The organism is Hydrogenophaga sp. PAMC20947, from assembly GCF_004795855.1.
Classification (GTDB): domain Bacteria; phylum Pseudomonadota; class Gammaproteobacteria; order Burkholderiales; family Burkholderiaceae_C; genus Hydrogenophaga.
Window position 1 is genome coordinate 4,166,964 of sequence record NZ_CP039252.1, and the last position, 12,250, is coordinate 4,179,213.

General features: G+C 64.9%; 11 protein-coding genes. 9 read left to right on the top strand and 2 right to left on the bottom strand.

The window, feature by feature from the left end:
- Positions 1-30: 30 nt before the first annotated feature.
- From tsaB to E5678_RS19045, 3 genes are all read left to right on the top strand, one after another.
- Entirely contained in the window at positions 31-864 is an 834-nt protein-coding gene (gene tsaB, locus E5678_RS19035; RefSeq protein ID WP_136179990.1) for a tRNA (adenosine(37)-N6)-threonylcarbamoyltransferase complex dimerization subunit type 1 TsaB, read from the top strand.
- A 131-nt stretch (positions 865-995) separates the two neighbouring features.
- Positions 996-1,493: a ribosomal protein S18-alanine N-acetyltransferase gene (gene rimI, locus E5678_RS19040; protein ID WP_210732075.1), complete on the top strand. Its 498-nt coding sequence runs from the start codon at positions 996-998 to the stop codon at positions 1,491-1,493.
- Positions 1,490-2,383, top strand: coding sequence for a uracil-DNA glycosylase (locus E5678_RS19045; RefSeq protein ID WP_247596833.1), 894 nt, complete (start codon positions 1,490-1,492; stop codon positions 2,381-2,383). The genes rimI and E5678_RS19045 overlap by 4 nt, the downstream gene beginning before the upstream one ends.
- Before the next feature lie 11 nt (positions 2,384-2,394).
- Here E5678_RS19045 and E5678_RS19050 read toward each other — a convergent pair whose 3' ends face one another.
- The gene (locus E5678_RS19050; protein ID WP_136180872.1) at positions 2,395-3,288 is read right to left on the bottom strand and encodes an EamA family transporter; all 894 of its coding nucleotides are present in this window, start codon (positions 3,286-3,288) and stop codon (positions 2,395-2,397) included.
- A gap of 140 nt (positions 3,289-3,428) precedes the next feature.
- On the opposite strand from E5678_RS19050, the gene E5678_RS19055 reads away from it, so the two are divergent.
- From E5678_RS19055 to E5678_RS19080, 6 genes are all read left to right on the top strand, one after another.
- Positions 3,429-4,208, top strand: coding sequence for an alpha/beta hydrolase (locus E5678_RS19055; RefSeq protein ID WP_136179992.1), 780 nt, complete (start codon positions 3,429-3,431; stop codon positions 4,206-4,208).
- 37 nt (positions 4,209-4,245) lie between these two features.
- Entirely contained in the window at positions 4,246-5,088 is an 843-nt protein-coding gene (gene pyrF / locus E5678_RS19060) for an orotidine-5'-phosphate decarboxylase (protein WP_210731950.1), read from the top strand.
- An 82-nt stretch (positions 5,089-5,170) separates the two neighbouring features.
- Positions 5,171-5,902, top strand: coding sequence for a glutathione S-transferase N-terminal domain-containing protein (locus tag E5678_RS19065; RefSeq protein ID WP_136179993.1), 732 nt, complete (start codon positions 5,171-5,173; stop codon positions 5,900-5,902).
- A complete protein-coding gene (locus tag E5678_RS19070; RefSeq protein WP_136179994.1) occupies positions 5,899-6,516 on the top strand; it encodes a glutathione S-transferase family protein in 618 nt (205 codons plus the stop codon). Before E5678_RS19065 ends, E5678_RS19070 begins: the two co-directional genes overlap by 4 nt.
- 90 nt (positions 6,517-6,606) lie before the next feature.
- A complete protein-coding gene (locus tag E5678_RS19075) occupies positions 6,607-7,434 on the top strand; it encodes a MipA/OmpV family protein (RefSeq protein ID WP_136179995.1) in 828 nt (275 codons plus the stop codon).
- Positions 7,435-7,845: 411 nt separating this feature from the next.
- Positions 7,846-8,559 (top strand): NAD(P)H-dependent oxidoreductase, encoded by a 714-nt coding sequence (locus E5678_RS19080; RefSeq protein ID WP_136179996.1) that lies wholly within the window; start codon positions 7,846-7,848, stop codon positions 8,557-8,559.
- A 661-nt stretch (positions 8,560-9,220) separates the two neighbouring features.
- Here the strand turns inward: E5678_RS19080 and uvrA are convergent.
- Positions 9,221-12,196, bottom strand: coding sequence for an excinuclease ABC subunit UvrA (gene uvrA / locus E5678_RS19085; protein WP_247597052.1), 2,976 nt, complete (start codon positions 12,194-12,196; stop codon positions 9,221-9,223).
- Between the last annotated feature and the right edge of the window lie 54 nt (positions 12,197-12,250).

Below are 12,250 nucleotides of genomic sequence, written 5' to 3' on the forward strand. Positions count from 1 at the left end.
GCGCCAGACGGCCTGCCCGATAATCCATCCATGTCCCCGACCCTGCTTCGCACCCCAGCCCACCACCGATTGCTCGCCCTGGAGACCAGCACCGACCAGCTGTCGGTGGCGGTCGGGGCGGGTGGCGAGGGCGGACAAGTCGCCGAGTACAACGGTCCGGGTGCTGCACAGTCGTCCATGCACCTTTTGCCGTCGGTGCAACGCTTGCTGACCCAGGTGGGCTGGCCTCTGGCCTCGCTGGACGCGATCGTGGTGGCGCGAGGTCCGGGCTCCTTCACAGGATTGCGCACCGCCTGTGCGGTGGCGCAAGGGCTGGCTTATGGTGCGCAGGCCGCTTCTGAGCGGGTCGCCGAGCAAGGAGGCTTGCCGGTGCTGCCGGTGGACACCTTGCTGGCGCTGGGCGAAGAGGCGCGTTTCCGCCATGCCGCGGCCGGCGGTGCGCCTGTGGGTTGGGTGGCGGCCGGGCTGGACGCTCGCATGGGCGAAATGTATGTGGCGCTGTATGCCTGTGGTCCCGAAGGCCTGTCGCCTGAGCCGGTGCAGGCACCGCGCCTGTGTGCCCCGCCCGACTGGCTGGGCAGTGTGCAAAGCAGCTTGCCGCCCGGCATGGCGCTGACGCCGGGCGAGGTGCTGTGGGCAGGAAACGCTTTTCAGGTGTACCCCGAGCCGCTGGCGGGCCTGCCTGGCCCGCGTGTCGAGGCGCTGCCCACTGCGGCAGCCCTGTTGCGGCTGGCGCCCCGGCTGCTGGCAGCCGGGGCTGCTGTGGCGGCCGCTGACACGCTGCCGGTGTATGTGCGCGACAAAGTGGCCCGGACCACCGATGAGCGCGAAGCCGCGCGCCTGGCTGCTTTGGGGGCAGCATGAGCACCACCCACAACGACTCATCACCTGCAGAAACCGCTAACGCAGTGCCGGCGGTGCCGGTCTGGGCCCCCTCCGACTGGCCAGCTGAGCCAGCGCGCGCCGCGCCGTCCCGCAGGGTCTGCTACGCACCCATGACCGAAGCCGATCTGGATGGGGTGGCCGAGGTGGAAAAGTCCGCCTATGCCCACCCCTGGTCGCGCAAACACTTTGCCGATTCGATGGGGTCCGGCTACCCGGCCATGCTGTTGCTGGGCGAATTGCTGCCGGGCGAATTGGCATGGCCACCGCGCGCCGATGGCCGTGTCTTGCTGGGTTACCTGGTGGCCATGCCGGGTGTGGAGGAGGTGCACCTGCTCAACATCACCGTGTCTCCCGCACACCAGCGCCAGGGCTGGGCCCGATGCCTGCTGGACGCGCTGGTGTTGTGGTCGCGGGGGCACCGCGCCCTGTGGCTGTGGCTTGAGGCGCGGGAAAGCAACACGCCGGCGCGTGCCCTGTACACCAGCTATGGCTTTGCCGACATGGGCGTGCGCAAGGCGTATTACCCTGTGGGGCAGGGGCGGCGCGAAGATGCGATTGTGATGAATTTGAGCCTGCAACTTTCAGGCGCTGGGGAGGACACGGTATGAGCGACAACCACCCGGAGCCCGGTGCGGACATGTCGGCGCCTGTTGACATTTCGTTCGTGCCCGACCTCGATGCGCGCCAGCGCGCGATGCTGGCCGAGATGGGGGTTCGGGTCTGGGCACCCAAGCGCGCGCTGGAGCGGGCTCCGGTCCCTGAGGCGCAAGAGGCTGCGGTGGCTGCGCCTCCGCCACCACCTGTGACCACTGCCACCACGACCCCGCCCGCCCGTGCAGTGGCCGAACCTGCCCGCGCCCGAGCGCCGGTGGCCGAGCCGTCACCGCCGGCCCCTGTGGCGCCAGCGCCCTTGGTGGCGCCAGTGGCAGACGGCCTGGACTGGCCGGCGCTGCAGGTGGCGGTGGGTGCTTGTGAGGCCTGTGGCCTGTGTCGCAGCCGCAAACAGGCGGTGCTTGGGACCGGCAGCCGCCTGGCCCACTGGATGGTGGTGGGGGAAGCCCCCGACGAACACGACGACGCACAAGGCGAGCCGTTTTCTCAACAGGCCGGGCAATTGCTCGACAACATGCTGGCGGCCGTGGGCGTCTCGCGGGAGGGCGCGCCCGAGCACGCCGCTTACCTGACTCAAGCCCTCAAATGCCGCCCACCGGCCAGCCGAAGTGCGTCGGCCGAAGAGGCTGCGCAGTGTGAGCCCTACCTTGCGCGCCAGCTGGAGCTGGTGCAACCCCGGATCATTCTGGCCATGGGGCGGATGGCGGCTCAGTCCATGCTGCAGACCAAGGCACCGCTGGGCCGCCTGCGCGGGCAGGTGCACCAGTACCGGGGGGTGCCCCTGATCGCCACCTACGATCTGGGCTACCTGCTGCGCACGCCCGCCGCCAAGCGCGAGGCCTGGGCCGATCTCTGCCTCGCGCTGGAGACCTTGCGGGGTGCCTGAACCCACAGGCCTTAGGCGTCTGCGCCTTTCGCTCGGGCAGGCAACAACACGGTCAGGATCGCAAACATCACCAGGGCCACCGCCGTCCAGTCCTGCCAGTGCAAGATCTCGCCCAGCCACCAGGCGCCGCTGAACACGCCCAGCACCGGAATCATCATCACCGACAGCGTGGATGCAATCGGCGGCAAACTGCGGGCCAGTGCCAGCCAGGCCACCTGGGCAAAGGCAAAGACGCCGATGGCGTTGTAGACGATGGAGCCCCAGACCGGCAAGGAAGGCATGGCCCAGCGGTCCTGCTCGAACACGGTGGCCAGTCCGCTCATCCACAACGTGGTGAGCACCGTCATCCAGAACGCGATGGTCAGTGTGAGGTAGGGCAGGGTGGTGCGCCGCATCAGCTGCGTGCCCAGCGCCCAGGTGCAGGCCGCCACCAGCATCATGGCCACGCCGGTCGGGCGCCCCGAGAGCGCCGTGATTTCGTGCCACAGCAACAGCACCACGCCCAGTGCCGCCGCCGCCACACCGCCCCAGGCCCGGCTCGGCAGCCGCTGGCCAAACACCAGTGCGCCGATGAGGGCAGAAAAAATCGGCATGGTGTAGCCCAGAATCGCCGCTCGCCCGCTGGAGAGCGATTGCACCGCCAGCACCACCAGGGCATGCCAGAAAAACATGTTGGCGACCGCCAGCAACGCCACTTCTTTCCAGTGCTCGCGCGCGATGCGGAAAGGAATGCCCTTGATCTTCAGCGCCACCGCGAGCACGGGCAGGCCAATCCACATGCACAGGGCCCGGAAGGTCAGGGGCGGGAAACCGGTGACCCCGAGCTTCATGATGGGCCAGTTCAGGCCCCACACCACCGTCAGCAGGACGAGCAGGATCAGTTGCTGGCGGGTCAGGGCGTGCATGGGGTAGCGCAGGGAAGGCCGGTCGGATGCGCGGGCAGGCTGGTCAAAAGAAGCGCTCATTCTGCCCGTGATCGGTGCTTGGCGCGGGCGATGCGCTCGTGCATCATGTGGTTACCGTATCTCATCCGAGGAGCCATTTTATGAGCAGCAGCATCAACAACCTCGCCCATTTGGTGGGCACTGGCCCGCGCCACGTGATCGCCCTGAACGGCTGGTTTGGCCATGCCCAGGCTTGGGGCCCGTTCGTGCAAAGCCTCGACACCACAGCCTTCACCTACGCCTTCATGGACCAGCGCGGCTATGGCCAGCGCCAAGGCAGCGGTGGCCCCTACACCTTCGCCCAGATCGCGTTGGACGCGCTCGCCCTGGCCGATAACCTGGGCTGGAAATCGTTTGCGTTGATGGGCCACTCCATGGGCGGCGGGGCGATTCAGCTGGTGTTGGCGGACGCGCCAGACCGTGTGCAGGCACTGGTGGGCATCACACCTGTACCCGCCAGTGGTGTGCCGTTTGACGAAGCGGGCTGGGCATTTTTCTCCAGCGCGGCGAAGGACGTGGGCGCGCGGCGGGAAATTCTCAACATCACCACCGGAAGCCGGCTCACAGGTACCTGGCTGGACGGCATGGCACAAAGCTCGCTCGCCCATTCCGATGTGGAGGCGTTTGACGCTTACCTCACCGCTTGGGCCAAGACACCCTTTGCCGAGCGCATCCAGGGCAAAACCCTGCCGGTGCTGGTCGTGGCCGGTGAGCACGATCCGGCGCTGGGTGCAGACACCTGCCGGGCCACCTGGTTGCAGCACTACCCCAACGCGCGCCTGGAAGTCATGGCCAACGCGGGTCACTACCCCATGGACGAGACACCGGTGGCGCTGGCCACGGTGGTGGAATCTTTCTTGCGCGAAGTCATGCCGGGGTGAACAGGCGGGTGGTCGGGGCGGCGAATAAAATGGCCCCATGACCTTCACCCACATGCTGCAGCGCGCCGAATCGCAAAACCAATCCCTGTTGTGTGTGGGCTTGGACCCCGATCCGGCGCGCTTCCCCGGTGCCCTCAAAGGCGACGCCAGCCGGATCTACGATTTTTGTGCGGCCATTGTGGACGCCACGGCCGATCTGGCCATGGCCTTCAAGCCCCAAATCGCCTATTTCGCAGCCCACCGAGCGGAAGCGCAACTGGAGCGGCTGGTGGCGCACATGAAAGCCACCGCACCCGATGTACCGGTCATCCTGGACGCCAAACGCGGCGACATCGGCAGCACCGCCGAACAGTACGCGCTGGAAGCTTTTGAGCGTTACGGCGCCGATGCCGTCACGCTGTCGCCGTTCATGGGATTTGACTCCGTAACGCCTTACCTCAAATACCACGGCAAGGGCGCATTCCTGCTGTGCCGCACCTCGAATCCTGGTGGCGACGATCTGCAAAACCAGCGCCTGGCGTCGGTCGAAGGGCAGCCACGGGTCTACGAACACATTGCCCGCCTGGCCCAGGGACCCTGGAACTTGAATGGGCAACTCGGCCTGGTGGTGGGCGCCACCTACCCCAATGAAATCGAACGGGTGCGCGAGCTCGCGCCCACACTGCCGCTGCTGATCCCGGGTGTCGGCGCGCAAGGTGGCGATGCGTTGGCCACGGTGCGGGCCGGGTTGCGCACCGATGCCAACGGCGCCATCACGGGTGCCGTGATCGTCAGCTCCTCGCGCGCCATTCTGTACGCCTCCAGTGGCGACGATTTTGCCCAGGCCGCCCGTGTCGAAGCGCAGCGCACCCGCGAGATGCTGAACGCGGCACGGGCTTGAAGCGAGGGGTCGTGCGGGGGACTTCGCCCGCTTGCGCGCCGGCGTAGGATGTGGCGAAGTTTGCCACCGGAGTCCCGCCTGCATGATCACGCTCTATTCAGCCGCCACGCCCAACGGGCACAAGGTTTCCATCGCACTGGAGGAGCTGGGTTTGCCTTACCAGCTCGACGTGCTGGACCTGACCAGTGGTGTGCAGAAGGAACCCGCTTTCCTCGCCATCAACCCCAACGGCCGCATCCCGGCCATCGTGGACCATGAGGCCGATGATTTCGCGGTGTTCGAGTCCGGTGCCTGCCTGATCTATCTGGCGGAAAAAACCGGGCAACTGATGCCCAGCGATCCCAAAGGGCGCTCGCTGGTGATGCAGTGGCTGATGTTCCAGATGGGTGGCGTGGGCCCCATGATGGGTCAGGCCAATGTCTTCTTTCGCTATTTCCCCGAGAAGATTCCGGCGGTCATTGACCGCTACCAGGGCGAAAGCAAGCGCCTGCTTCGGGTGCTCGACCAGCGCCTGAAAGACCACGAGTTCCTGGCCGGTGGGTATTCAATCGCCGATATCGCCAACTGGGCCTGGGTTCGCACCCACCGTTGGTCGGGGGTGGACATCGACGATCTGCCGCACCTCAAGCGCTGGCGCGATGCCATCCGTGCCCGACCCGCCGTGGCCCGGGGCATCGAGCGCCCACCTTCCAAAATGGACCTCAGCCGAGACGGCGACGCAGGTGCCCAGCGCTTCTCCGAGCAGGCGCGCAAGATGGTTGAAATGGGCGCCAGCCATCAGACAACCGCCACGCCCACAGGAAACAACCCATGAAACTGTTTGTCTCTCCCCGCGCGCCCAGCCCCCGGCGTGTGTTGATGTTCCTGGTGGAGAAAAATGTCCAGGGTCTCACCCTGGTCAATGTGGATCTCAATGCCCAGGAGCACAAACAGGCCGAATATCTGAGCAAGAGTCCGCTGGCGCGGGTGCCCGCCCTGGAGCTGGACGATGGCCGCGTGCTGACCGAGACCCGCGCCATCTGCACCTACATGGAGGGGCTTTACCCCGAACCCAACCTGATGGGTGAAGACGCCACCGAGCGCGCCTTCATCGAAATGGCCGACCGGCGCATCGAGTGGTATTTTCTCGCGCCCATTGCCAACTGCATCCGCCACACCCACCCGGGGCTGGCGCCGCTGGAGCAGCCGCAGTTTCCGGAATTTGGGCTTTCTCAAGGTGCCAAGCTGCGTGAGACCGCCCGCTGGCTCGACGGCGAGCTGCAAAAGCAGGACTGGGTGGCCGGCGACCGGTTCACCATTGCCGATATCACGGCGTTTTGTGCCCTGGAGTTCGCTCGCCTGATGCGCTTCAATCCGGGGAAGGAAGGGTTTTCGGCGCTGCAAGCCTGGCGCGACCGTGTGGGGCAACGACCGAGTGCGCGGGTCTGACCGGCGGCTGGTAAAGACCGTATTGCCGATCTTTGGAGGAGGTTGATCAGGTATTCCAGCACGGTCAGTCAGTCTGGCTATGATCTGCTCATGAGCAAAACACACGCATGGCTGACAGTTTTGATGTTGGCTGGGTTCAGTGGAGCCGGGTCGGCCCGGGCCGAAGGCGCACTGAGCGTACCCGAGGTTGACGAGGGCTATTTGATTGGGGCGTCGATGGCCTCGTCTTCCGGTCACGTGGGCAATGCCAAGCAGCGCTTCTCACTCAAACCCATGTGGGCTTTTCAAGTCGGCTCGGTGCGCATTTCGCGCTCGCGGGCCAACTCTTTGATGAGCGCCGGGCGGGAGAAATCCGAAACCGGGCTGAGCACCAACTTCGACATCTTCAGCGATTGGAAGCTGGGCGCTTCACTGCGCATTGACAACGGCCGCAGTTTTGATGGTGACCCCGAGCTGGCGGGGCTGCCTGATGTGCGCACCACTTTGCGCGCCAGGACTTCCTTGGGCCGTTCTTTTGGGCCCAACTGGAGCTGGAGCGCATCGGTTGACCAAGACCTGCTGGGCAGAGAGGGCGGGCTTCGCTTGAGTCAGGGCGTGGGCTACCGCTGGCCGGTTTCAGAGAAGACCTACTGGGACCTGTCCATGTCCACCACCTGGGGCAACGGCCGTTACCTGCAGACGCAATACGGCATCAGCAACGCCGCCGCCATGGACACTGGGCGCCAGGCCTACCTGATCGGCAGTGGCTGGGAGAGCTTTCGCACCAGTGTGCAGTTCACCCACGCCCTCAGCGACCATTGGGTGGCGTTCGGTGGACTCGATCTGTCCCAGCTCCTGCGTGGTGCAGCGCACAGCCCGCTGGTCGGCCGTGTGACCACCCATGGCCTGAGCGTGGGCGTTGCTTACCGCAGCAAATAGAAGCCCCCACGCCTCACCGCTTCGCGGGTCGCGGCCCCCCGAGGGGGCGGATTCGCCTTGGGGCGAACCGGCGGCGAATCGTGCGCCTTCCGCGGGGCCCTGGGCAGGGGCACCGCGTTTGTTCTGGTTTGTGATCCTTGCAGCGTGTCAATGCGCTGAAAAGAAGAGCGCGGTGGCTTATCAGTGTTTGTGCTACTGGACCTGGCCGCGCCCAAGGGTTCTGGGCTCGCTTGTCCAACACCGTACCGCTGCTTGAACCGCGCTCGGGGCCCATGGCGCCTGGCCAGTCGGGGGACTTGATGGCGCCGCGCACTTGCCGGATACTGCGGAACAACTGGCTTCACGCCAACGCGAGCGCCATTGTGTGGCCGATGGCGAGCGGGTGAACGCCTTCTCAACCCGAGGTACATCATGAGTGAATTCAACAACCTGAACGCCCTGTTTATCAACACGTCACTAGAGAAAAAGGCGGGGAATAGCCATACGAGGCTGCTACTCGATGCTTCTGCATCCATCATGAAAAAGAACGGCATTTCTGTGGAGCACCTGCATCTGGCTGCACACGATGTACCTCCGGGCGTTTACCCCGACATGACCGTGCACGGATGGGCGAAGGACGAATGGCCGACGATTTGGGAGAAGGTGAAGGCGGCGGAGATCCTCATTGTGGGGACACCACTTTGGCTGGGGGAGGAGAGTTCCATCTGCCGCATACTGATTGAACGGCTGTACGCCATGTCAGGGGATCTCAATGAGAAAGGGCAGTCGGTCTATTACGGGAAGGTGGGCGGCTGTGTGATCACCGGGAACGAAGATGGCATCAAGCACGCGGCGATGACGATTGGATACGCGCTGAACCACTTGGGTTTTACGATACCGCCACAAGCCGATTGCGGCTGGATAGGCGAGGCAGGCCCCGGGCTCTCTTATGGTGACAAAAAGGAAGGCGGCGGGCGCGCCGGTTTCGACAACGATTTCACGCAACGAAACACGACCATCATGACCTGGAACTGCATGCATCTTGCGCGGATGCTCAAGGGGTCGGGTGGGATCCCGAACGAAGGCAATAACCGGGAGGCGTGGAAAGCTGGAGAACGGTTTGGCTTCGAAAACCCGGACGGATAAACAAGGGAACAAGGCGCCGCACCCAGCGGCGATGCCGGTCTGCTCCCGTGCCACCGGGGAGGTTGATCGTTATCCCGTTCGAACCATGACCGCCGTTTCAAACACCCAATCCGGCCTCATTTTGGGGTTCAGGAACTTGGAAGCCTGGGTCGCATTTAACCGTGATCTGTTTGAATCAAGGTCATGCGCGAAAAGCGTGGAGCGATTTCCTTCTTGGCTGCCGTGCGTTTGGCGCGGGCTACCTGGTGATCGAAACTGAGCCTTCATGCCCCCTAACATCGGGCGAAAAAGTACCAGTCGGTATCCGACAACGCCCTGATTCAATGTTCCGGATATCGCCGCGGCGCTCGAGGTTGTCCACTCAAATGGCGCAGAGGCGCGAATTGAGGGGTTCGATCGGGGATCCACCATCAGCTTGACCGACCCGGGTGCAAACACCGATTGCATTCGCGATGCTTCGACGGTGACCGTGCTCAATCCCGCGCATCCCAAGCCACGCGGGACGCACGATGAGTAAGCGTGCACCGAAGCCCTTGCATGCCGCCTTGCGGGGGGGGGGGCGGCTGCTCAAACACCCCCTGCGCCCGGCGGAGCCGGTTCCGCGGCGCCCTTGGCATGACGGCACGCCGCTCGAAACGGTTCACGCATCGACTTCGAAGGCTCAGCGATTGAGCAGTCGGGCCAGGTAGCGGCCGGTGTGGCTGGTCGCGATGGCGGCCAGGTCTTCCGGTGTGCCCATGCCCACCACGGTACCGCCGCCGGAGCCGCCTTCGGGGCCCATGTCGATCAGCCAGTCGGCGGTCTTGATGACGTCGAGGTTGTGCTCGATCACCACGATGGTGTTGCCGGCGTCGCGCAGCTGGTGCAAGACCTGCAGCAGCAACTCGATGTCGGCGAAGTGCAGGCCGGTGGTGGGTTCGTCCAGGATGTAGAGGGTGCGCCCGGTGTCGCGCTTGCTCAGTTCCAGCGCCAGCTTGACGCGCTGCGCCTCGCCGCCCGACAGCGTGGTCGCGCTCTGGCCGAGCTGGATGTAGGTGAGGCCCACGTCCATCAGCGTTTGCAGCTTGCGGTGCAGCGTGGGCACAGCGGCAAAGAACGCGTGGGCCTGCTCCACCGTCATGTTCAGAACCTGGGCGATGTTTTTGCCCTTGTACAAAACTTCCAGGGTTTCCCGGTTGTAGCGCTGGCCGTGGCAGACCTCGCAAGGCACGTACACGTCGGGCAAGAAGTGCATCTCCACCTTGACCACGCCGTCGCCCTGGCAGGCTTCGCAGCGGCCACCGGCCACGTTGAAGCTGAACCGGCCCGGGCCATAGCCGCGCTCGCGCGCCATGGGCACTTCGGCCATCAGCTCGCGGATACCGGTGAACAACCCGGTGTAGGTGGCGGGGTTGCTGCGGGGGGTGCGGCCGATGGGCGATTGGTCAACGTTGATGACCTTGTCGAAATGTTCGATGCCTTCGATGGCTTCGTGCTCGGCAGGTTCGTCGTGTGAGCGGTAGAGCGTGCGGGCCACGGCGGCGTAGAGGGTGTCGTTCACCAGGGTTGATTTGCCCGAGCCCGACACACCGGTCACGCAGGTGAGCAAGCCCACGGGGAAAGCCACGCTCACGTTTTTAAGGTTGTGCCCACTGGCCCCCACCACGCGAATCTCTTGCAATTCGCCCAGCGTGGCAACGTGTGCCGCTTCGCGCGCCGCGCGTCGTTCGGCGGCCGGGCTGGGGGCAAAGCGGGCTTTGCTGGAAGGGGCAAAGGCTTTGGGTTTCACCGTGGGCAACCAAGGTGTTCGCCTTTTGGGTGTGGCGATGGCGCGCGCGCCGCTCAGGTACTGGCCGGTCAGCGAGCCTTCGGTGGCCATCACTTCGGCGCAGGTGCCTTGTGCCATCACATGGCCGCCGTGCACACCCGCGCCCGGTCCCATGTCGATGACGTGGTCGGCGCAGCGGATCATGTCTTCGTCGTGCTCGACCACCAGCACCGTGTTGCCCAGATCGCGCAGGTGTTGCAGGGTGGCGATCAGGCGGTCGTTGTCGCGCTGGTGCAGGCCGATGCTGGGCTCGTCGAGCACATACATCACGCCGGTGAGCCCGCTGCCGATCTGGCTGGCCAGGCGGATGCGCTGGGCTTCGCCACCCGAGAGGGTATCGGCGCTGCGGTCCAGGCTCAGGTAGTTCAGGCCCACATCGTTCAGGAATTTCAGCCGCTGGCGAATCTCGTTGATCACGCGCGCTGCGATGTCGCCTTTGGCGCCCGACAAGTGCAGCGCACTGAAATAGGCCAGGGATTCCCCCAGCGTGACGTGGCTGATCTTGTAGATAGGCTGGCGTTGCTCACCCTCGCCCACGAACACGTGGCGCGCTTCCTTGCGCAGGCGGGTGCCGTGGCAGTCGGGGCAGGGCTGGGTGGCGCGGTACCGCGCGAGTTCTTCGCGCACATGGGCGCTGTCGGTCTCACGGTAGCGGCGTTCGAAGTTGCGGATGATGCCTTCGAACGGGTGCTTCTTGTTGATCTTCTTGCCCGCGCGTTCACCCGATTCCAGCGCGTAGCTGAATTTGATTTCTTCTTCACCCGAACCGTAGAGCAGGGCCTGCTGCACCGCTTCGGGCAGCGACTCCCAGGGCCCCTCGGCGTCAAATTTGTAGTGAGCCGCCAGGCTTTCAATCATGGCGAAGTAATAGCCATTGCGGCGGTCCCAGCCTTTGATGGCGCCACTGGCCAGGCTCAGCGAGGGAAAGGCGACCACGCGCGCCGGGTCGAACACCTCGGTGTGGCCCAGGCCATCGCAGCTGGGGCAGGCGCCCATGGGGGAGTTGAACGAAAACAGGCGGGGCTCGAGTTCACCCACCGCATGGCTGCAGATCGGGCAGGCGAACTTGGCGGAAAAGCCCTGTTCGGCGCCGGTGTCCATGTCCACGGTGAGCGCACGGCCTTCGGCGAGGCGCAGTGCCGCTTCGAAACTCTCGGCCAGGCGCTGGCGCAAGGGGTTGGCCTTGTCTTCTTCGGCTTCGTCGTGCGCGCGCACCTTGATGCGGTCCACGACCACATCGATGTTGTGTTTCTCGGTTTTTTTCAGCGCCGGCAGGTTTTCGGCCTCAACCACTTCTCCGTTGAGCCGGAAGCGCACATAGCCCTGGGCTTGCATGTCGGCAAACAGATCCAGAAATTCGCCCTTTTTCTCGCGTGCCACGGGCGCCACGATCAGGAGCTTGGTGCCCTCAGGCATGGCCAGCACCGTGTCCACCATCTGGGCCACGCTTTGTGAAGCCAGCGGCAGATCGTGGTCGGGGCAGTAGGGCGTGCCGGCGCGGGCGTAGAGCAGGCGCAGGTAATCGTGAATTTCCGTTACCGTGCCCACGGTGGACCGGGGGTTGTGGCTGGTGGCTTTCTGCTCGATGGCGATCGCCGGCGACAGGCCTTCGATCAGGTCCACATCGGGTTTGTCCATGAGTTGCAGGAACTGGCGCGCATAGGCCGAGAGGCTCTCCACGTAGCGGCGCTGGCCTTCAGCGTAGAGCGTGTCGAAGGCCAGGCTGGATTTTCCCGAGCCGGACAGCCCTGTGATCACCACCAGCGCGTGCTTGGGGATGTCCAGGTCGATGTTCTTGAGGTTGTGCGTGCGCGCGCCGCGCACGGACAGCGTTGCGACGTGGTGCGGGGCAGCTGGGACAAGCGCGGGCGATGACGCTGCGGG